Origin of the sequence: Sphingopyxis sp. 22461, from assembly GCF_052044915.1 — a bacterium.
Taxonomy (GTDB): Bacteria; Pseudomonadota; Alphaproteobacteria; order Sphingomonadales; family Sphingomonadaceae; genus Sphingopyxis.
Genome location: NZ_JBQENY010000010.1, coordinates 126,614 through 145,671, shown reverse-complemented (window position 1 = coordinate 145,671; position 19,058 = coordinate 126,614). Strand labels below are relative to the sequence as shown.

Sequence of the window (19,058 nt, the reverse complement as noted above, 5' to 3'; positions counted from 1 at the left end):
TCCAGATGGCGCGGTCATGCTTTGCGTTTTGAAAAGGCCGCGATACGTTCGCCCATGTCGGGTCCGACGCCTGCGCTGTTGCGGACTTCGTGTGCGAGGCCGAGATGCAGCGGGTCATTGTCCGTTTCAGCGAGCAGTCGCTTATAGGCGGCAATGCTGAAAGCCGAATTTTCAGCGATCATCGACGCGATCGCATCGACCCGCTCCAGAAACTCAGTATCCTCGAAGCAGGACGCCGCCAGTCCGATCTCCGCCGCCTCCCGGCCATCGATCGTGCGCGCGGTGAACATCATCTCGCGCGCCTTGGCCTGGCCCACCAGACGGGGCAGCCGCTGGCTCATTCCCCACACAGGCGTGAGCGCCCATTTGGCGTGCGTGTCCGCGAACCGCGCGCTCCGGGCGGCGAGAATGAAATCACTGGCCAGCGCCAACTCGAGCGCGCCGGTGTAACGATGACCGTGCACCGCCGCGATAACCGCCTGGGGCAGATTCGCGAGACGCTCGAGCACCGAAGATTGAAAAGAGACATCATGCGCTGCATCGCCAGACGCGATGTCCTGCAGATCATGCCCCGCAGAAAAACATTTTCCCGCGCCACGCACGATGACGCTGCGAACAGTTTCGGCCTCGCCCGCGAGCCGCGCGACATGATCTTCAAGCCGCCGAAACATGTCGTTGTTGATCGCGTTGAGCCGGTCCTCACGGTTGAGGATGATATGTGCGGTTGGCCCGTCGACCCGCAACTCTACCGACAATCCCGATGCCATGGCGTCCTCTCCGCGAGCGATTCGACAATTAATTAATTGCTCGATTATTAGATACACAAATGCGTTCGCCCGATCAACTGCATAGCTCTGCGGTCAATGCGAACGGTTTTGCCGGCGAAGCGCCGCAAGCAGAGGCGCGCATTTTTTGCCGTGTCGCCCCCCCCCCCCCCTTTCCGCGTGCGGTCAGCAGGGGCGCGCCGGACTCAGATCCAGCCAGTCGCGTCTTCAGGGCTCGAGGATGATCTTCAGGGTTCCCGCCTCCCGGCGGTCGAACATCGCATAGGCTTCGGCGCCGTCTCGCAGCGGCAGCCGATTGGAGACATAGGTTTCCGGCTTGAGACGCCCCGCCTGGACAAGTGGAAAAAGGGTCGGCAATTCTTCGGGGACCGAGCAGGTCCCGACCCGGAATGTGAGCCCTGCCGCGAACGCGCGTTCAAGCGGAAAGGCGAAACGGCGCGATTGCTGCACACCGATTACCGAGACGGTACCGCGCGCCCTTACCAAGCGTAATGCCATATCGACCGTCGCGTCGCTCCCGACCACCTCGACGACGGAATCGAGTTTACGTCCTTTCGTCGCCTCCCGGATCACGGCGACGGCTTCGTCAGGGTGCAGAGCGACGGCGCCCGCCGCTGCCGCCAGCGCGCGCCTTTCTGGAACGGGATCGATGGCATATACGATATGGGCGCCCAGCACGAAGGCGGAGTCGACCGTCATGAGGCCGATCGGCCCCAAACCAATTACGGCGACGCTGCTCCCCGGGGCGATATCGGCGCTGCGCGCACCGAACCAGGCGGTCGAAAGGGCGTCTGTCATCAGCAGCGCCTGCTCTTCCGATATCCCTTCCGGGATCAGCACCGCATTGGCGTCCGCGCTGGGGACGCGAACGGCCTCGGCCTGCGAACCTTGAAGCGCGGCGGACAACCCGTAGCAGGCCGCTGCGCCATTCTCGCACCCGATCACATTGCCCGACAGGCAGGGTCGGCAGGCGCCGCAGCCCGCTGCTGCGGGGATCATGACCCGGTCACCGACGCGGAGCCGCGAGACGGCGCGTCCGGTTTCGACCACTTCGCCGACCGCTTCGTGACCGACACAAAAGCCCCGATCCTCGGAAAATCCGTGACCATGATAAATGTGGAGGTCGCTTCCGCAGATCGAGCAGGCGGTGACCCGAACGATGGCGTCGCCCGCCTCGACCGGCATCGGATCGGCCATGCTTTCGTAGCGGATATCCCCTGCCCCGTGATAAAGCAGCGCCTTCATGCCGGCCTCCTACTTCGCCATCGCCGAATATTCGGCGATCTTCTGCTTCCCGAGCTGCGACATGTGCACCTCGTCGGGACCGTCCGCGATGCGCAGATAGCGATTGAGGGTGAAGAAGTAGGCGATCGGGGTGTCGTCGCTTACGCCCATTCCGCCATGAACCTGGATGGCCCGATCCGCGACGGTTTGCGCCATTTGCGGAGCGATCACCTTGATGGCCGCGATCAGATCCTTGGCAACCTTGTTGCCATAGCGGTCCATGGCGTCGGCAGCCTTGAGCGTGAGCAGGCGCGACATCTCGATTTCACAGAAGCTGCGTGCGACGTCCTGGCGGATGCTACTTTGATCGGCGAGCTTCTTTCCAAAAGCGACGCGGCTGTCCGCGCGGCGCGCCATGATCTCGAGCGCGCGCTGCGCCTGGCCGATCGAACGCATGCAGTGGTGAATACGTCCCGGCCCGAGACGCCCTTGCGCGATCTCGAACCCCCGCCCCTCACCAAGAATGAGATTTTCCTTCGGTACGCGTACATTGTCGAAGCGCAGTTCGCACTCGCCGCCCGGCGAGTTCATCGATCCGAAGACGGTCTGGTTGCGCACGACCGTGATCCCTGCCGTATCTCGCGGCACGAGGATCTGCGAATGTTGGGCATGGCGGGGAGCATCGAAGTCGGTCTTTCCCATCACGATGAAGATCGCGCAATCGGGGTGCATCGCATTCGAAATCCACCACTTCCGGCCGTTGATGACATAGTCGTCGCCGTCGGGCTTGATGGACAGCTCAAGATTGGTGGCATCGGATGAGGCGACCTGCGGCTCGGTCATCACATAGGCCGAGCGAATCTCCCCGTCGAGCAGGGGCTGAAGCCACTGCTGCTGCTGATCGGGGGTCCCGAATTTCGCGAGCACTTCCATATTGCCCGTGTCGGGCGCGGAGCAATTGAACACCTGGCTCGACCACGGCGATCGGCCCATCACCTCGGCCAGTGGAGCATATTCAAGATTGCTGAGCCCGGGCGAGAAGCGGCCATATTCGTGTGGGAGGAAGAGGTTCCACAAGCCCTGAGCACGCGCCTCGGCCTTGAGGGCGGGCATTCCAGGCTACTCCTGCCACAGATTCCTCTGGTCGTGGATGAAGTGGTAATACTCTTCCTCATTGGGGTAGATATGCGCATCCATGAACGTTTCGACCCTCTGCAGGAGGTCACGGACCTTTTCGCTATGTTCGAACTGCATGTGTATCTCCTGTCAGAATGGCAAATCAGAGCGTCAGGCCACCATCGACGACCAGCGTGTGGCCGGTGACGTAGGAAGCGAGCGGGGATGCGAGGAATATGGCGGCACCCGCCATATCGGCGGGCGTCCCCATGCGTCGCTGCGCGATCGTGGCGAGCGCGCCGTCGAGACGAGCGGAATTCTGGGTCGTGATCCGTGTCAATTTGGTATCGACGAGCCCCGGAGCGAGACCATTCACCCGAATCCCGTCACCGGCAAAAGCCTGGCCCAGCGTTTTGGTCAGACTGATCGCGGCCGCTTTGGACGCGGCATAAGCCGGGTTTCCGATATTGCCGCGCAAGCCGGACGTCGAGCTCACGATAATAATCGACCCGCCGGACGCCGAAAGCAGTGGCCGGAACTTGCGCGCGCAATGCATCAGGCTGTCGATATTGACCGCCATGACACGATCCCACCCTTCGCGCTCGAACTCCTGGCGCCGATATAATACGGTTCCCTGCGACAAAATGAGGGAGTCCAGCGTGTCGAAGGGAATCTCCGCCGTCTCGATAGCCTCGGGCGTCCCGACATCGACGCAATGATAGCCCAGTCCTTCAAGGTCGGACCCTTCATCGGCGCTGTAGTCGGACGCAGAGGCGCGCGTCCCCCAGATATGAACATTGGCGCCGCGGGCGCGAAACCCTTGGGCTATGCCGTTGCCGATCCCGCTCGATCCGCCGACGACGAGAATATTGCGTCCGCTAAAATCGGTATCGTCGATCATCATCTTTCCTTTTCAACGAATGATGCTGAGGGCGCGCTCGAACAGAGCGAGCGTGTGCGCGTGAAGCCGTTCGCCGGTTTCGCGCGGCGCCTTTCCGGCACAGGCCCGCGCAAAGCTCCCTTCCAGAATGATGCCCAACTTGTAGCAGGCGAGCACGATGTACCAGTCGAGAGCCGCGAGATCCCGGCCGCTTGACGCTGCGTAATGCGCCGCGAGGTCGGCAGGAGATGCAAGATCGGTGAGCTGATTTGCCATGGCGTCCGTGGCGAAGGATGAGCCATCGGTCGGCCATGTCGCGATCAGCCAGCCGAGGTCGAGCAGGGGGTCGCCAATCGTGCTCAATTCCCAATCAACGAGGGCTGCGAGTTCCCCGCTGTCCGGCCGGATCATCACATTTGCAAGATGCGCATCTCCGTGGATGATCCCCGGTTGAAATGAGCTTGGGCGATGGCGATCGAGCCAGGCCGCCACCGCGTCCACCCCCGGGATGGCGCCAGGCCCCGGCCACCCGGCTAGATCGGCATAGCTTTCAAGCTGGCGGCGCCAACGCCCCACCTGGCGTTCCAGGAAATTCTCGGGCTTTCCAAAATCCGCGAGGCCGACCGCCCGATAATCGAGCGCGCCGAGTGCGGCGATCGCCTCGACCACGGCGAGGCCCATGCGGCGGCGCAGCAGCGGCTCGCGAGCGTGCAAGGCGGGGAGCCCGGACATCGGGTTGAAGCCATCGACCGGCTGCATGAGATAGAAAGCAGCGCCAAGGATCGTCTCGTCGCTAGATCCGGCGATGAAGCCAGGGTGAGGAACATCGCTACCGCGCAGTGCCTCGAGGACGCGCATTTCGCGGCGCATCGTCTCATTGGATCCCGCGCGCAGGACCGGCGGCGGCCGGCGGAGAACAAATTCGGACGGCCCGCGATGGAAGCGGAGGAGAATATTCTGGGTTCCGCCAGCCAGAAGCCGGACGCCGGAAATCGAGCCACTTCCAAGGCTCCGGGCTTCCATCCAGCGATCGAGCGAAACAAGATCGACACCCTCCACCGCGCCCTCCGATATTTAATTAATTGCTTGTATAATCGCATTTGACGGCCGCGCATGTCAATGCCAATCCGGAGGCGCGAATGGCGGCGAAGCACGGAAGCGCGCGCGCAATTTGCGCGACGCCGTCGATTGGCTCGATGGCGCTTCTCAGTTTTCGATCATGGAGGTGATGGTGAATTCGATCGAATTGGAGGGCCGCGTTGCGATCGTGACGGGCGCGGGAAGCGGGATAGGCCTTGCCGTGGCAAAGCAATTGCTTGCCGCCGGCGCCGAGGTACTTGCGACCGATATCGATGCCTCTCGCCTTGAGTGGTGCGATGGCACCAAGGGAACGCACGCCTGCAGGCATGACGTGACAAGCGAAGCCGATTGGAAGACGGCGATCGGCTTCGCCGAAAAGCTCGGCCGGCTCGACATTCTCGTGAACAACGCCGGCATCATGCTCGACACGCCTTTTGCGACCGCTCCTCTCGACGATCTGAGAAGGCAATATCGGATCAATGTCGAGGGTCCGTTCATGGGGATGCAGATGGCACTGCCGCTTTTGTCGATGCGTCGTCAGGCGGACGGCACGTCAACCGCCGCCATCGTCAATATCTCATCAATCTATGGGACGGTGGCAGGGGACCGTTATGCCGCTTATAGCGCGAGCAAGGGCGCAATCCGTATGTTGAGCAAGGCTGTCGCGGTCGAACTGGCCGAGCGTGCCGTAAGAGTGAATACGGTGTTGCCGGGTCCGACGGCAACCAGGCTCGGCGCCCATCACGAGAGACCTACCGCCGCGAACGGCGAACCAGCGTCGGTGGAGCAGGTTGTTGCCGCATGGAACAGCAAGATTCCCGTGGGCCGGATGGGCAATGTCGATGACATCGCGCCGTTGGTCGCGTTCTTGGCAAGCGACGGCGCACGCTACATCACGGGTTCCGAGTTCATCGTCGATGGTGGCTACACCGCGGTTTGAGCATCCCGTCGGCGCATCGGCCTGCCCCTTTCGCGCAAAGGGAGGGTCGAAACGCCATCAAGACAGTCCAGACCGGCCATGACATCATTTCCCATTATATTTGACTCAAGTGTGGATCGCATAATATAGATACGCGCATCATTTTTATCGAATTTGAGAACCAAATGCCGACCATAATGTCGAGCAACACAGAGAGATGGGAGAATGGGATGCCTAAGTTTGACACGCTCATCAAAGGCGGCACGATCGTCGATGGCACGGGCTCGCCGCGGTTCGTGGGCGATATCGGAATCAAGGACGGGATCATAACGGACATTGGCGCCGGGATCAGCGGCGACGCGAGCGATGTCATCGACGGCACCGGGAAGATCGTCGCGCCGGGGGTGATCGACGCCCATACGCATTATGACGCTCAACTGCACTGGGATCCCTATGCCACAAACTCTGGCTGGCATGGCACCACGACAATCGGCGTGGGAAATTGCGGTTTTGGCTTTGCCCCCTGCCATCCGCAGGACCGGGAGCGCTACATGCAGATGATGGAGACCACCGAACAGGTTCCCGTAAATGCGATGCGGACAGCGCTCGGCTGGGACTGGGTCAGCTTCCCCGAATGGATCGAGCATCTCAAGCGGGTGCCCAAGGGGGTCAACGTCGCCAGCTATGTTCCCCTCAATCCGCTCCTAATCTATGTGATGGGCCTCGAAGCAGCGAAAAGCCGTCCGGCAACTGCGGAAGAGCGGGAGCGCATGAAGCAGGAACTGCACGCCGCCATGGACGCGGGCGCAATCGGCTTCGGCTTTTCCTACCAGGGCGAGCATAACACCCACATCGACTGTGACGGCACCCCGATGCCGAGCGACACGATGAGCCGCGAGGACATTCTGGCGCTCGCGGAAGTGCTTCGCGAGCGCGGCGAAGGCTCGATCCAGGCCCTCGTCGATACCCCGGGTGCGCGCTTCGGTGAGATCGCGCTAGAGGTTGCACGGGTGTCGGGCCGGCCCGTCCTTCACAATGTCGTCATCGTCAACGACTTTCTGCCCACTTATCATGAGGAAGTCCTCGCTCTGATCGACAAGGCGCGGGAAGAGGGGCTGGAAATCTTCACCCAGACCCTGACCACGCGCGGCTGGAACGAATTCAAACCGATGGACTGGGATATCTGGAACATCATTCCCGAGTTCCGCGAATTCACCTTCGCGGGCGATCGCGCGGCAAAAGTCGCAAAAGCGGCGGACGAGGATTATCGCACGCGCTTGCGCAACGTGTACAGGCCTGAACTGCTCGCACCGGCCGGCGGACCGCTCGAGCATTATGTCCTGAACGACGCTTGCGGCGTCGCCCCATGGAACCAGTATGAAGGCAAGTCGGTCGGCGAAATCGCGGCCGCCGTTGGCAATCGGCCCACGATCGACGTGTTTATGGATATCGTGGTCGATACCAATGCCGACAGCGATTTCCTCGTGGCCGAAGGCATGAGCTTTGACGACGAGAAAGTCGCACAGGTTCTCAAACATCCGTTCACCATTCCGGGAACCTCGGACGGCGGAGCGCATGTGAAATTCTGGGCTGGCGGTCAATATTCGACGGACGCGATCATCTGGATGGTTCGCGAGACCGGGTTGATGACGCTTGAGGAAATGCACTACAAGCTCAGCGCGGTTCCGGCAGAAGTGCTCGGACTCCACAATCGGGGCACGCTGGCAGCGGGGCAAGCGGCCGATCTTTTCATCTATGACTATGAGGCGCTCGACTATCCGCGGCTCAAATATGAGATCGCCCATGATCTTCCCGATGGCGACTGGCGGCGCGTCTGCAAGCCCCAGGGCATCGAGCGGGTGATGGTGAATGGCGAGACGACCTTCGTCAATGGCACCGAGTGCACTGGTGCGACACCGGGCCGACTGGTCGGGTCGGGCGGCGCCGACATGGATGAGCAGCTGATGCATCCAATGGCGATCGCCGCAGAATGATAATGATTCTCCGGAAGGGGGCGCAGGCCGTCCCCTTCCACTGGGTCGCTAGTGCGGAGCCCGTGAGCCCGAGTCCCGGCACCTCGGCCGGGTGGGGTCAGCGTTTTCTGGAGACCAGGGCGATTTCGAGGTTGTGCTTGGCGACCGAGACGATCTCGACCGTTTCTACCCGGTGTACGCCGGATCGCCGCCGTAAATGCATGTGAATAATATCTGCCACGGCCTGACGACTTTGCGCCGCCACGAGCAGAACGATATTGAAGCGTCCTGTCATCAAGGCAGCAAAACTCACTTCGTCGAAACTGGCCATCGCCTCGACCACGTCGCGCGCCGTTTCGGGAGATGTCTGAACCCGCACCAGAACAGCGGTGGTCATTCCCAACGCGGCTGAATCAGCCACCGCCGTGATCTTCGCAGCGCCCGAATCGGACAGCTTCTTCAGGCGTTTACGGACCGCAGTGTCCGAGATACCCAACAGGCGCGCCGCTTCGCGGTTACTGATGCGCGCATCTTCGGCGAGGAGGCCAATGATACGCTGGTCCAGATCATCGAGGCGCATCATTCGGATCCCAGCTTGCCAAAGCGGGGATCCAGTTTCACGATCTCCAGCGCCGTATTGACCTCGTAGGAGGCGATGCCTTCGATCTTCGCAATCTGCTCGTCGACGATCCGCTGGAGCGCAGCGCCATCGGGCGCATTTATATTGGCGAAGATGTCCGGGCTGCTCATCGCCACCGAAACACTGGTGCATGCATCGAGCTTGGCGAGGTCTTCAGCGACATTTTCGGGCGTGCGGCCTTCAACATTGAGATCGACCAAAGCGAACACCGAATAACCCAGAGCGCGCATATCGCGCTGCATCATGACGCGCAGGATATTGGCATCTTCGAGCGCCCGGATCCGGTTCGCCACAGTAGGTTCGGAAACGCCGAGTGTTTCCCCGATGTCCTTGTTCGTTCTGCTCGGATTTTCCTGAAGCGCGGCAATGATCGCCCGATTGAGATCGTCGAGGATGTCGCTGCTCATGGATATCGCCCGTTTCCAGTTAGCCCGCTCCGGCGGATGCCGGCCGCGTCTCCGTATCGGTTGTCAGCGCAGCACGCCAGCCCGGAAGTTTGCTCGCAATTCCCGGAGCCGAGCACGGACTTGGGCGGCTCCGGCTTAACGGCCCTCCCCAACCGCCCAAATCGCTTCCATACCAGCGAGGAATTCATCGCGCAGACCATCGGGAAAATTGCGCGACATCGACAGTTGGACGACCAGAAGCGGCAGCGTCACCGCCCTGCGGAAAAACTCGAAATGCTCGACCCTGCGACCCGTCACGCTTTCATAATGGGCCACCCAGCTCGCGTCATCGGGAATCCTGGCGGCGACTTCGGGCGCCGACACGGCTCGATAATAGGAATTTGCCATACATTGCATGGCAATGTCGTAAGCCGGAGCAACGATACCCGCGAGTTCCCAGTCGATGATCGCGCGTACCTCGTCGCCTTCGAGCATGTAATTGCCGAGACTTGGATCGCCATGGATCAGCGCCAGGTCATCATGATGAATATCGGGCTGGTTCGCAAACAGCCAGGACCGCAACCGCTCGAGCCGCTCGCGATGCGGCGGCTGCACCCACTTGACGGTTTCCCAATACCAGTTGATATAGCGTTCGAAATGGGTCCGGCCCGCAGCCTGGCGAACGCAGGACGCGACCGCGCTGCTCTGCCAGTCGGCGCCATGCACGCTGCCCAGGGCCCGGAAAATCGATGCGATCCGCCGCTCGCGCACATCGGGCGCCGCGTCGCCGATCAGCCCGGCGCTGAAGGGCGACGCGTGCGCGACATCGCCTTCGACCTTCTCCATGATGAAGCCCGGCAGCCCGAGCACGGCGCCGTCGGGATCGATCCAGCGCGCGCGCGGAACCGCGAGGCCGGCATCCGCCAGACGCGCCTGCAGTTCATATTGCTGCCTGATGCCATAGTCGAAGAATATGCGGCCCTCGTTGCGGAGCGGTGCATAGCGCAGCACGAGCGGCTCGACCTTGCCCTCCAATATTGCATCGAACACGACAACACCGCTCGACGCGCCCGCATTGGCGCCGCCACCGCGAACATTGGCGATTTCCACCGGCCCCGCGATGTCCGGCTGCTGTGCCAGGAAGCGGGCAATGTCCGCCGGGTCTATGTCGGTAAAGTCCGGCTTGGTCGCCCGCATCACGCTCGCGATAACGTCCGGTTTCGGTGTCTCCGCCATCGCGCGCCTCAGTTCGCGCCGAGCTTCATCGACAGGCGGATGCCATAGGTCCGTGGCGGCGAGAATTGTCCGGACACATAGGCCCCCGTTGCCGCTGCGACGCGGCTGTAGGCATAAAGCTTGTTCGTGATATTCTCGGCGAACAATTGCGCCTGGAACCGATCGCCCGGCGACGACCAGCTCAGGCGGGCATTCAAGATCCAATATGGCGCTTCGCGGGTTTGCGATTGGAAGGGCGCCTTCCCATTGAACACATCATGGAAGATTTGGCTGGTGTAGGCCGCTTCGCCCCGGAGGGTGAAGGCGCCGGCGTTCGCGGTCTCTATCCGCTGCTGCGCTCCGAAGTTGAGCTTCCATTCGGGGGCCCGGATAAGGCGGTTCCCTTTGATGTCGAGCGTCGCAAGGCCGAGCGGGTCCTGGAGAAGCTGGCTGCCATATTCGCTGTGGATCCACGAACCGGACCCATCGAGCGAGAATCCGGCAAGGCCGCGCGGCGCGAGCATATACTCGGCCTCGATGCCGTAAAGCGTCGCATCGGCGGCATTCCTGATCGTCGAGGAATTGTTGAGATAGGTCGTGAACTGGATGTCGCTGAAATCATAATAGAAGCCCGCCAAATTGACGCGCAGCTGATTGTCGGCGAGCGTCGACTTGAGCCCGGCTTCGTAGGACCAGAGGATTTCGGGGTTGAAACTCCCCGTGCATTCCGCCGGATTGAACCCCCCGGCCTTGTAGCCCCGCGACACCTTTCCGTAGAGCATCGCGCGATCCGAGAGGTCGAAATCCACCCCGGCCGTTCCGGTCCACGCGGTCCAGCTCTTCTTCGACTGGGTTTCGCACAAGGCCGCAGTCGGTACGAAGTTGGAGTGGAGCCGCCGGAAGACGTCCTTTTCATCGCGCGTGTAGCGAAGGCCCGCGGTCACCCGCAACCGATCCGCGATCCGGTAGGTGACTTGACCGAAGCCCGCCAGCGAGGAGCTTTTCTGCTCGGCACCGAAGCCCAGAAAGGCGACGGGCGTCGGTTGCCCGCCATAAAGGGTATTGCCGAGCAGCGGATCGGACCCGAGGAGGAGGAGATTGGGGATGAGAGGCTGCGACAGGTCGAAGACCGGTGGCGGTGCCGCGGTGCCCAGGCTGGCGGAGGCAATGATGAGATCGCCGAGCGAGGGCAGATAGATGTCCGCTTTCAGACTTGCGCGATCGTGCAGGTAAAAGACTCCTGCGAGCCAGTCCAGCCGGTCGTCGAACGCCTTCCCCGAGATATTCACTTCCTGCGTGAACTGCTTCGAGGTTTGCTGGATCGGATCCTCGTAGAGAATGGCCGCACTGCTGCCGTCATTGTCGGTCTGGATGAACAATTTGCTGAACCGATAAGCCGTGATCGACTTCAGCGATACATTCCCGATGTCCCAGTCGAGTGTCGCACTGGCCCCGCGAAGATTGACTTCGGTCCGCGACGGAAAGTCATTGGCAATGCGGGTCGATTTGGTGGGATCGCCTCCGCGCAGCCCGGGCTCCGAGAGGCCAAACAGGTCGGAGATGCTTCGATTCCCCAGCAGCGCGAGGTCCGAGGGCGACAGGAGGCCGGGAATTCCGGCGAGCGCGGTTCCCGGAAGGGAGAAAATTCCGGTCGGCGTTTCGGGTGAGATGCTCGACGGCGTCGGGAGCGCATCGATGAACTGCTGTACCGCGGACGTAACCTGCCGTGACATGTCGCCGCGCAAGGTCAGCTTGATGTCGCTCGACGGCTCGATAAGCAGCGCAGCCTGGCCGCTCAGATGGTCGTTGGCATCGTACCGCTTGCCGTCGAAGACATTGAAGCGGTAGCCGTCTCTCCGGTCATATTTCACCGAGACCCGTGCTGCCACCTTGTCCGGCACGATCGCACCGGTTGCCCCGGCTTCCACCGCGACGCGATCGTAATTTCCATAAGTGAAGGCAAGATTGGCAGCCGTGTCGTAGGACGGCGGCTTGGTGATGTAATTGATCGTCCCGCCGGTCGAATTGCGACCGTACAGGGTACCTTGCGGGCCACGCAGAACTTCGATGCGCTCGAGGTCGAAGCTGGGGACGCTCTGGGCAAAGAGCTGACCCATGTAGACGCCGTCCTGGAACGTCGCGACCGTCGGCTCGCCGGCCGTAACCGTCAGGTCGGAGCCGATGCCGCGCATCGAAAGTTGCGAGTAGCCGGTAAGCTGGGCGAACACCAGCGACGGAACATTGTACTGCAACTGCTGAACGCCGTTGATCTGCTGCTGCTCCAGCGTCTCGGATGTGAAGGCGCTGACCGCAACGGGCGTGCGCTGGAGCGACTCGCTTCGCTTCTGGGCCGTGACGATGATTTCGCCCAGCTGCGACGGTTCGTCGGCCGCAGGCGCTTCGGGCGCCGTTTGGGCCCGCGCTGCCCCAGCCCATGCCAACACGCCGATCGACGCACAAAGTGCCAGTGCCTTGCTCCGCATTCCAATTCCCTCCAGGAAGCCGTCTCGCGGCTCGCCGTCGGCAGCGCTGCTGCCGCGTCGATGGAGCCTGAGACGCGATGATGAGGGGATGAGGCCATCCGCGATAGCGCGCGCCGATCGATGCATCTGCCCATCCGGTCTCTTGCCGTAGCGCATTGTCAGCCTCCTCCCATTGACCGCCGGAGATTGCCTCCGTGCATTCGCGACCCCGAAGGTTCGCGAGCTTCATAGTGGTGGCATCATTAGGATTAATGTCAACGCAAAATATATATACGATCGTCCATATAGTTATAATTCGACCTTAGAGCGCCATCAGGGGTTGGGGCAAGCTTCTCCCGCGGCGCGTTCCTGCGCCTTGCTGTTCCGGGAATGGCAAAAGGAGACGTACGGCACGGCCGACGCCTTCGATATCGATCGGGCCAGTGCTGACCGGCAGTCGGCTAAGTTGCGGGACGCAGGCTCTTCACCACGGCGTTGGCGAGATAATTCGAATATCCTTGCTTCATGGGCTCGTCGATCGCGCCGATGCCGAAGATATGCTGCATTTGATAACGGCCATGGAAGAATTGATCGCAGGCACCGACGATGTGAAAATAAAGATGAAGCGGATCGACCTTTGCGAAAACTCCCGAGGCCTGCCCTTCGGCGAGGATGTTCCGGAGAATCGTTGCCGCCCGCTTGCTGAACTCCTCCGCGATCAGCGGACCGTAGGTTTCGGGCTCTTCGGTGACGAGTTGGTGGGTCAGCGGGTTGATGAACGGGTAAGTGAAATAGCTGTCGATCATCCCGCGAACGAAGCCCGACAGCTTCTCTTCAGGCGACAATTGTCGCTGCGAGAAGGCATCGAGCTTTGATATGTCGCCGCCCAGAACCGAGCGAAGCAACTCCATCATCAGCCCCGCCTTGTTGCCGAAATAGTAGCTGATCAGAGCAGAATTGAGATCGGCCCGCCGTGCAATATCGGCGAGCGAAACATCAATTGATCCTCGCTCAACCATGAGATTGGCCGTTGCCTCAACCAGCCGATCGCGCGGCGGGGTTTCCGGCTCGGCTGTCTTGGCCCGTCGGCCTCTTGGTTTCATCGCAGGCGCCCTCATCGATCTCCCCAGCGCTTCCTGAATTCGGTCCTGTCGTGCCGACAGGACTCAAGCATACCAGCCGCACCGGCTTTAACAATGGCATAGCGACCGCCTGGGCCGCGCGGCGATGCCAGTATTGCACTTGGAGACCGCGGCGCAGTCTCGCAGGTAGACCAGGCTCGAAAATGGCTTGAGGCGATAAAAACATCTCATGCTCTGTATCAGCGGTTCCCCGAGCCGCTCCGTCCTCGCTTTGCGCCACATCGCAAGATTGCCCACCTGGAGCCCTTGGCGCGCGGAATGACCGCACCGCCGAGATGCAAACTTGTCATCATTTAATTAATCGAGTAATTCTAGGCTCGGACCGCGGCCGGCTCGATCCTGCGAAGATCGGGTTTTGATCCCGAATCCTGAGGCCTCGAGATGTTGAAGGTCAAAAATAGTGGAGAGACCGATGAGCCTGTATTCTGCGATTGATTTGCCCCATCACCCTGGAAATCATCCGTTCTGGCAGGAATCCTGGGTATTGGTGTTTCGTGATCCGGACACTGGCCTCGTCGGCTTCCTGCGCACGGGATCCTATGTGAATCAGAAGACCACGCAGACGCATTGGGGGATGGCATTCCCCGACGGAACCCGCTTCCGTCGCCACCTGCTCGACCGTCCTCTGGAGGCAGGCGATCGAACCGATGTCATGGCCAGTTCCGGAACGATGCGATTCACGATTCCCGATATGGAATATTGTCGCTTCGAGGCGTTCGACGACGATGCGGAAGCGGACCTGCGCATCTATGATTGGTATCCTTCGCAGGAATGGGAGGTGGTCGGAGGACCGGGTCATGGAACATTGACTTCGGGAGGCGACGATCATGGCCACCCGGAAAGCGCCGGCCGGGTGGAAGGCCGCGTCCGGATCGGCGACCGGGTGGTCACGATCGAGAATGGCATCGGCTACCGCGATCATGGCTACGGACCGCGCCCGCTACCGATGTTTCGCTCGGCGCGCTGGCATGCCGGCACGGTGGGCGAGAAGCTGAGCTACTCGCTGCTCACGATGCAGGCCGAGGATGGCGCCTTCGCCAAGATGGGCTATGTGATGCTCGATGGAAAGCGCGAGCCTATCCGGGATTTCCATACCGTCAATTGCACGCTGGGCGACGGCCTCTCGTCGATCGGCGGCTGGACTGTGGCGCAGCTCGAGAACGGCCAGACCCTTCGTATCGACGTCGAAGCTGTCGATGGCGTCGTGACTTCCACAGACCTCAACAATGGCGGTCCGAACTCTTCTCCGGCAGGGATCGAAGTTCTGTCTATCCCCAGGTGGCAAGGCCTGGAGGGCGTGTGCGATTTCAACATGATCGATAATGCCCATCGCGGCAATCAGGCGGTGTCGCACCTCTTTCTCGCCAACACGAACGACGGAATTTCCCAGCGGGGATTTGACCCCTCCTGGCTCCGCTAAAAAAGGCAGGCGACCGCATATGTAACTGCTGCGGTCGCCGCAGCCGCAAGGACTCGCGATCTCGCGAGCGTCGCAGTGCGGAGAGGACGCTCGGGGTCGAGCGAACAAGTGGACCCTAAATTTCAGTCGATCGTGCCCGACGGCGGCAGCAAAATCTCCAGTCCGACCCTGGCGGCCAAATCCGCGGCGATCTTCGGCCCGCGTTCGATGACTGGCAACAACTGGCGCAATATGGGCTCCGGGAAATGCCGGAACGTCAGCACGTTGATGACCGCCAGCCGATAGGCCGTAAACAGCTCGAAATAGGGCATGTTGCGAAGCTTGCGCCCCGACAGTCGCTCATATTCTGCAATCCGCTGCTGATAACTCAGCGTCCCTTCCAGAGCCGGGACATCATTCTGGATGATCTGGTCGCCCATATGCGTGAAACAGACATCGCATTCGGGCGTCCCGAGAAAGCTCATCTCCCAATCGACCACGGCCGACACCGCAGTCCCGAGATAGAGATAATTGCCGAAGTTCGCGTCGCCATGACACAGGACCGTATCAATGTCGGCCGGCTCATTTGCGACGAGCCAATCCCGGAGCGGTCGCAGCGCTTCGAGATAGGGCTTGCAGTCGGCATATTCGAGCGAATCCCAATACCAATTTACCTCGCGCTCGATCGGACGCGCACCCGCCGCGCGCTTTTCCAGCCATTCGAGCCCGAGCGCCCGCCAGTCCAGCGCATGCACGCGCGCGAGCGCTTCGAGATAGCCCAGTTGCATCTCGCGCCGCGCTGCCGGCTCAGCGTCGGCGATGATGCCCGAAGTCATCCAGGTCATCGGCGCGCTCGCCCCCTCGACCATTCCCATCACATAGCCCGGGCGACCGAGAAGGTTGCCGTCCGGATCGAGCCAGATCTGTGGCGGAACCGGCACATCGGTGGCTTCAAGCGCGCGCTGCAGGTTGAACTGCGCGGTGACGTCATAGGCGTGGAACAGGCCGCGCGTCGGCATGAAACGCAAGACGAGACCCGACGAGCGCGGCTCGCCGTCTTCGGTCCAGCTTGCCTCGAACAGAAGAGTTCCGTTCGAACCACCCGCAGCTGTGCCGACTTCGCGCACGTTGGCGACTCGGACGTCCGAGACTCCCGCCTGCGCGCCGATAAACTGCATGAGCCGGTCGCCCCATTGATCGGGAGTGGTTTCGGCGAACCGCGCACCACGCTGATGCTTGACGATAGCTGCGCCAATCTGATCGACATCGAGTTCCGACATGACTCTCCCGTTTCTGTTCTGCCGCGCGGCCGGCTCTCGACCGCAGGTTGGCGCCCATCGCCCAGGCGGGATCCTCGGGCGATCATCCGCGGTGCTCGAACGATTGTGCCATGTTTCGTGACCGCAGACGACGCTCCCGCAACGAGGGCGAAGCACCATCGGGCCGATTGAGCAGCGAAAGTCAACGGATAATTAATTGAATACCTAAAAAATTCGTGGCGCGTGCCCGCTGCCCGCTCCTCCGCCGCAACGCACCGTTAAACCCGCCGCAGCAGCAGCCCTGTTGACGGCGGAAAGAAAATATAATTAGCTGCATAATTAATGAACGAACGATTCCCGGGTTTCGAGGAATCGCGCGCAATGCGCAATGAAGGGACGAGGCCATGGAAATTTCGAAACTGTCACCGCTGCCGGATGATGTCGAGCTTCCGCACGATCCTGGGGAAGATCCGCAATGGCAGGAAAGCATTGTCCTTGGCTGGGCCGATCCCTCCCAGGAAATCGGCGGCTTCATCCGGATCGGCCATCAACCGATCCTCGGCCTTACCCGGTCCTGCTTTGGCGTGACCTCGCGTAACGGGCTCAACTATTCCCGCACAGCTGAAGGGCTTCCTCTTCGCGAAGCCGACCGGACCGTCGACACGTTCCATGCCGATGGTTTCCAGTCCGCCACATTCGGCGTCCGCTCAAGCCGGTGGCGTGCCAGCGACGAGAATGTCGATCTCGATATCCAGGTCCGCGATGTGCACGCACCCTATGATTTCTGGGACCTCACTGGCATGCGGAACGAAACGAGCCGCGTGATGGCAGCCAATCATCTCCAGGCCGGCGGCACTTTTTCGGGGTCCGTTCGAATCGGCGATGAGCCCGAGCGCGCCATTTCGGGCTTTACCTATCGCGACCATAGCTGGGGCCCACGGCACATGGATAACCCCAATGCCGACATGTATGCCGCCTGGTGGCTCGTGGGCTCGCTTGGTGAGGATTTTTCTTTTGGCTTCGGCGGCGGGCGCATGCGCTCCGGGCTCGAAAGTCTTTTCGGCTATATCGTAAAGGATGGCGAAGTGGACACCGCCGTGATCGAGGATGCGTCCGTGCTGATGGCATTTGACGGGCTATCCAATCGGGGCGGAACCGTCGTGGCCGTTTCGGAAAAATTTGGCCGGCTGACGTTCGAGGCCGAAGGATATGGCAATGTCTGGCTTGAACTTGGTCAGAAGCATTTCGAGATGGCGATGCCATGCACAATACGTTGCGGCAATCGCACGGGCGGTGGCCTCATCGACACGATCTTGAACCCACGCAATGGAACCGATCGTCCGACCTTCGTGGCGAGCGGCAGACTCGACAACGGTCTTTACCGCAGTCGGGCCGGGTTGAATCATCCATGAGCGGCGCGCAGACGATCGACCGCGAGGCGATGCGGACAGGCCTTCAGGCCTGGCTGCGGCAGAAATTCGCCGAACTGGGCGACCTGACCTTGTCGCCCCTGCGTTTTCCCAGCGGCACGGGTAACTCCGCTGAAACGATGTTCGCTACCATGGCTTATGAAGCCGATGGCGAACATCGTGAACGCGCACTCGTCATCAGGCGACAACTCGCCGGGACGGACCTTTTCCTTGACGCCGATATCAGGCTGCCGCACCGGATGATGGAGGCGCTCGCGCTCCACCCCCATATTCCTGCCCCGCGCGCGCTCGGTGTCGAACCCAACCCGGCGCCGATCGGGAGCCCCTTCCTCGTGATGGAGGCGATCGAAGGACGGGTCGTTGACCAGGTGCCGAATTATAACGTCGAAGGGTGGCTCGCCGATTTGCCGATCGAACAGCGACGCGAGATATGGCTGCGAGCGATCGGAACGCTGGCGCGGCTCCACCGGATCGACTGGCGGCAAGGCTTTTCCTTTCTGGACGACCGCCAGCGGGGCGAACCCGGCATCGATCAGTTCCTTGCCTGGACCAGAGACTGGTATATCTGGGCCAAAGCTGGTCGCCGGCTCGAAGTTGCCGACGCCGCCCTCGACTATCTCATGGCAAACAAGCCGCGGGACACCGATGTCAGCGTCCTTTGGGGCGATCCGACACCTGCCAATATGATGTTCGGACCCGACCTCAGCGTAGCAGCCCTGATCGACTTCGAAATGGCTTCCCTCGGTCCCGGCGAAGCAGATCTCGCGTGGTGGCTCGAGGCCGAGGAAAATTTCTCGACGCTGTCGGGGGTAGCGCGGCTCGAGGGTCTGCCAAGCCGCGCCGAGATCATCGCCCATTACGAAGCCGAACGCGGTCGGCCGGTTGCCGATCTGGACTATTATTCGATGCTCGCCTGGTTCCGCATGAACATCGTGGGAATTCGCTTCTCGGATCGCCTCGTCGGCGAAGGGCGGATGCCAGCGGGGACGGACGTGCTGACAAACAATCCCGCGACGATGCTGATGGCGCGCAAACTCGGTATGCCGGACGCATCGCCGGGCGAAGGTTTCATGGCGATGGTCAATGGCATGGCCGGTGCGGGGGCGTGATCTTTAGTCATTACAAACAGAAAAGAAGGGATTGAGGTA

The 19,058-nt window shown here is 61.3% G+C and carries 15 protein-coding genes and 1 pseudogene; 5 read left to right on the top strand and 11 right to left on the bottom strand.

Annotation, left to right across the window (positions count from 1 at the left end; all coding sequences use genetic code 11):
- Nucleotides 1-14 precede the first annotated feature (14 nt).
- The 5 genes and pseudogenes from ACTJI5_RS17350 to ACTJI5_RS17330 form a co-directional block, all read right to left on the bottom strand.
- Entirely contained in the window at nt 15-767 is a 753-nt protein-coding gene (locus tag ACTJI5_RS17350) for an enoyl-CoA hydratase/isomerase family protein (RefSeq protein ID WP_411341039.1), read from the bottom strand.
- Between the two features lie 225 nt (nt 768-992).
- A complete protein-coding gene (locus tag ACTJI5_RS17345; protein ID WP_054586682.1) occupies nt 993-2,030 on the bottom strand; it encodes an alcohol dehydrogenase family protein in 1,038 nt (345 codons plus the stop codon).
- Nucleotides 2,031-2,039: 9 nt separating this feature from the next.
- Nucleotides 2,040-3,263: pseudogene (locus tag ACTJI5_RS17340) on the bottom strand (acyl-CoA dehydrogenase family protein).
- A gap of 25 nt (nt 3,264-3,288) precedes the next feature.
- On the bottom strand, nt 3,289-4,026 hold the full coding sequence (locus ACTJI5_RS17335; RefSeq protein WP_054590045.1) for an SDR family NAD(P)-dependent oxidoreductase: 738 nt from the start codon (nt 4,024-4,026) through the stop codon (nt 3,289-3,291).
- Between the two features lie 12 nt (nt 4,027-4,038).
- Nucleotides 4,039-5,064 carry a phosphotransferase family protein gene (locus ACTJI5_RS17330; RefSeq protein ID WP_231732605.1) on the bottom strand — a complete coding sequence of 342 codons (1,026 nt, stop codon included), beginning with the start codon at nt 5,062-5,064 and terminating at the stop codon, nt 4,039-4,041.
- Nucleotides 5,065-5,176: 112 nt separating this feature from the next.
- Here ACTJI5_RS17330 and ACTJI5_RS17325 point away from each other — a divergent pair, with 112 nt between their 5' ends.
- Together ACTJI5_RS17325 and ACTJI5_RS17320 are read left to right on the top strand one after the other, a co-directional pair.
- A complete protein-coding gene (locus tag ACTJI5_RS17325) occupies nt 5,177-6,025 on the top strand; it encodes an SDR family NAD(P)-dependent oxidoreductase (RefSeq protein ID WP_411341037.1) in 849 nt (282 codons plus the stop codon).
- Between the two features lie 209 nt (nt 6,026-6,234).
- On the top strand, nt 6,235-7,998 hold the full coding sequence (locus tag ACTJI5_RS17320; protein WP_058537093.1) for an N-acyl-D-amino-acid deacylase family protein: 1,764 nt from the start codon (nt 6,235-6,237) through the stop codon (nt 7,996-7,998).
- A 97-nt stretch (nt 7,999-8,095) separates the two neighbouring features.
- Here ACTJI5_RS17320 and ACTJI5_RS17315 read toward each other — a convergent pair whose 3' ends face one another.
- From ACTJI5_RS17315 to ACTJI5_RS17295, 5 genes are all read right to left on the bottom strand, one after another.
- Nucleotides 8,096-8,560, bottom strand: a complete 465-nt coding sequence (locus tag ACTJI5_RS17315) for an Lrp/AsnC family transcriptional regulator (RefSeq protein WP_058537094.1) — start codon at nt 8,558-8,560, stop codon at nt 8,096-8,098.
- Complete coding sequence (locus ACTJI5_RS17310) at nt 8,557-9,024, bottom strand: Lrp/AsnC family transcriptional regulator (RefSeq protein ID WP_054586677.1); 468 nt, start codon at nt 9,022-9,024, stop codon at nt 8,557-8,559. The genes ACTJI5_RS17315 and ACTJI5_RS17310 overlap by 4 nt, the downstream gene beginning before the upstream one ends.
- Nucleotides 9,025-9,159: 135 nt before the next feature.
- Complete coding sequence (locus ACTJI5_RS17305; protein WP_058537095.1) at nt 9,160-10,239, bottom strand: phosphotransferase family protein; 1,080 nt, start codon at nt 10,237-10,239, stop codon at nt 9,160-9,162.
- Nucleotides 10,240-10,247: 8 nt separating this feature from the next.
- A complete protein-coding gene (locus ACTJI5_RS17300) occupies nt 10,248-12,701 on the bottom strand; it encodes a TonB-dependent receptor (RefSeq protein WP_058537096.1) in 2,454 nt (817 codons plus the stop codon).
- A 440-nt stretch (nt 12,702-13,141) separates the two neighbouring features.
- On the bottom strand, nt 13,142-13,783 hold the full coding sequence (locus ACTJI5_RS17295) for a TetR family transcriptional regulator (RefSeq protein ID WP_158213701.1): 642 nt from the start codon (nt 13,781-13,783) through the stop codon (nt 13,142-13,144).
- A gap of 451 nt (nt 13,784-14,234) precedes the next feature.
- On the opposite strand from ACTJI5_RS17295, the gene ACTJI5_RS17290 reads away from it, so the two are divergent.
- Nucleotides 14,235-15,242, top strand: coding sequence for a DUF7064 domain-containing protein (locus ACTJI5_RS17290; RefSeq protein WP_058801215.1), 1,008 nt, complete (start codon nt 14,235-14,237; stop codon nt 15,240-15,242).
- 122 nt (nt 15,243-15,364) lie between these two features.
- On the opposite strand, the gene ACTJI5_RS17285 is transcribed toward ACTJI5_RS17290, so the two are convergent.
- Complete coding sequence (locus ACTJI5_RS17285; RefSeq protein WP_054586672.1) at nt 15,365-16,501, bottom strand: phosphotransferase family protein; 1,137 nt, start codon at nt 16,499-16,501, stop codon at nt 15,365-15,367.
- A 383-nt stretch (nt 16,502-16,884) separates the two neighbouring features.
- On the opposite strand from ACTJI5_RS17285, the gene ACTJI5_RS17280 reads away from it, so the two are divergent.
- Together ACTJI5_RS17280 and ACTJI5_RS17275 are read left to right on the top strand one after the other, a co-directional pair.
- Nucleotides 16,885-17,892, top strand: a complete 1,008-nt coding sequence (locus ACTJI5_RS17280) for a DUF7065 domain-containing protein (protein WP_242446151.1) — start codon at nt 16,885-16,887, stop codon at nt 17,890-17,892.
- Nucleotides 17,889-19,019, top strand: coding sequence for a phosphotransferase family protein (locus ACTJI5_RS17275; RefSeq protein ID WP_411341036.1), 1,131 nt, complete (start codon nt 17,889-17,891; stop codon nt 19,017-19,019). Before ACTJI5_RS17280 ends, ACTJI5_RS17275 begins: the two co-directional genes overlap by 4 nt.
- Nucleotides 19,020-19,058: the final 39 nt, after the last annotated feature.

Coding starts and splice junctions, on each gene's coding strand:
- ACTJI5_RS17350 (WP_411341039.1), bottom strand. CDS start 767: ATGGCATCGGGATTGTCGGTAGAGTTGCGGGTCGACGGGCCAACCGCA.
- ACTJI5_RS17345 (WP_054586682.1), bottom strand. CDS start 2,030: ATGAAGGCGCTGCTTTATCACGGGGCAGGGGATATCCGCTACGAAAGC.
- ACTJI5_RS17335 (WP_054590045.1), bottom strand. CDS start 4,026: ATGATCGACGATACCGATTTTAGCGGACGCAATATTCTCGTCGTCGGC.
- ACTJI5_RS17320 (WP_058537093.1), top strand. CDS start 6,235: ATGCCTAAGTTTGACACGCTCATCAAAGGCGGCACGATCGTCGATGGC.
- ACTJI5_RS17315 (WP_058537094.1), bottom strand. CDS start 8,560: ATGATGCGCCTCGATGATCTGGACCAGCGTATCATTGGCCTCCTCGCC.
- ACTJI5_RS17310 (WP_054586677.1), bottom strand. CDS start 9,024: ATGAGCAGCGACATCCTCGACGATCTCAATCGGGCGATCATTGCCGCG.
- ACTJI5_RS17305 (WP_058537095.1), bottom strand. CDS start 10,239: ATGGCGGAGACACCGAAACCGGACGTTATCGCGAGCGTGATGCGGGCG.
- ACTJI5_RS17300 (WP_058537096.1), bottom strand. CDS start 12,701: ATGCGGAGCAAGGCACTGGCACTTTGTGCGTCGATCGGCGTGTTGGCA.
- ACTJI5_RS17295 (WP_158213701.1), bottom strand. CDS start 13,783: ATGAAACCAAGAGGCCGACGGGCCAAGACAGCCGAGCCGGAAACCCCG.
- ACTJI5_RS17290 (WP_058801215.1), top strand. CDS start 14,235: ATGAGCCTGTATTCTGCGATTGATTTGCCCCATCACCCTGGAAATCAT.
- ACTJI5_RS17285 (WP_054586672.1), bottom strand. CDS start 16,501: ATGTCGGAACTCGATGTCGATCAGATTGGCGCAGCTATCGTCAAGCAT.
- ACTJI5_RS17280 (WP_242446151.1), top strand. CDS start 16,885: ATGGAAATTTCGAAACTGTCACCGCTGCCGGATGATGTCGAGCTTCCG.
- ACTJI5_RS17275 (WP_411341036.1), top strand. CDS start 17,889: ATGAGCGGCGCGCAGACGATCGACCGCGAGGCGATGCGGACAGGCCTT.